The following is a 1,204-nucleotide window of genomic DNA, read 5'->3' on the forward strand; positions in this document are numbered from 1 at the left end:
GTGGTGTCCTGCAGGCTGCGCCAGGCGCGGCCGGCGCGGGCGTCGAGCCAGGCTGCGGTCTCGGCCAGGTCGGCGCGTGCGTCGGCGGCGCTGACCAGGCCGGAGCGCGCGGCCAGCACGGCGCCCCAGTACTGCGTCTGGCCTTCGTAGACCCACAGCAGGCTGTCGCGCATCGGCGTGTTGAAGTGCGGCGTCCACAGGTCGGCCGGGCGACGGAACTTGCCGTTCCACGAGTGGGTGTACTCGTGCGGCAGCAGGTCGCGCCCGGTCGAGCCCTTGGCCCATTCGGTGAAGTAGGCCGCCTTGACGCCGTTCTCGCTGGACTGGTGGTGCTCCAGCCCGATGTGGCCGAACTGCTCGCTGAGCGCCAGCAGGAACTCGTAGTGCGTGAAGTGCCGCGACGCGAACACCTTGTCGGCCTGCGTGACGAGCGCGCGGTGCGCCGCGAGCTGCTCCGGGCTGATCACGTTCTGCGAGGCGCGGTCGGCGACCACGTTCAGGAACACCGGCGCGCGGCCGGCCGCGCTGGCGCCGGGGTCGAGGTCCAGGCGCTGCAGGTGGCGGCCGGCGAACACCGGCGAGTCGACCAGCGTGTCGAGGTCGGTGGCCTTGAACGAGAAGCTCGCGCCACCGGTGGTGGCAACGGCCGGCGAGGCCAGCTCCAGCGCGGTGCCGGCCAGCCAGCCGGCCGGCAGCGTCAGGCTGGGCTGCACGCTGATCTTCGCGGCGGCGTAGCCGGCCGGGTACAGCACGACGGCGTTCCACTGCACGCCGAGCATGTCGGGCGTGACGACCTGGCGTTCGCTGCCGGGCTCGAGCGGCGTCAGGAACTGGAACTCGATGTCGAGTGCCGCCGCACCGGCCGGCACCTCGATGTGGAAGGCCGCGCTGTCGACGGCGTCGCGCACCCAGGCGACGGGCTTGCCGCCGGCGCTGACCTGCAGGCCGCTCAGCTGCGCGAGTGCGGCGCTGGGCGAATGCGTGCCGGGCAGCCAGCGCGGGTAGTACAGCGCGAGCGGGCCGGGCGAGACGGGGATCGTCTCGCGCACGCGGAAGATCTTGCGATCGAGGTCGGTGGCATCCACCGAGAGGCTGATCACGCCCGGGTAGGGCGCGTCGCTCAGTGCCGGCAGGGTTTGCGCGGCGGCGAGCGGGGCGAGGGCGGCCAGGCTGATGGCGGCCACCGCGGTGCGAAGGGTCGGGT

At 73.1% G+C, this 1,204-nt stretch carries 1 protein-coding gene; it reads right to left on the minus strand.

Translation table 11 applies throughout. The features are described 5' to 3' along the window. Positions 1 to 1,184, minus strand: a 1,184-nt coding sequence (locus AC1D15_RS33180; protein WP_477829415.1) for a M61 family metallopeptidase, incomplete at its 3' end; no start/stop codon positions are given. Positions 1,185 to 1,204 lie beyond the last annotated feature (20 nt).

The organism is Rhizobacter sp. P2_H2 (assembly GCF_056403375.1).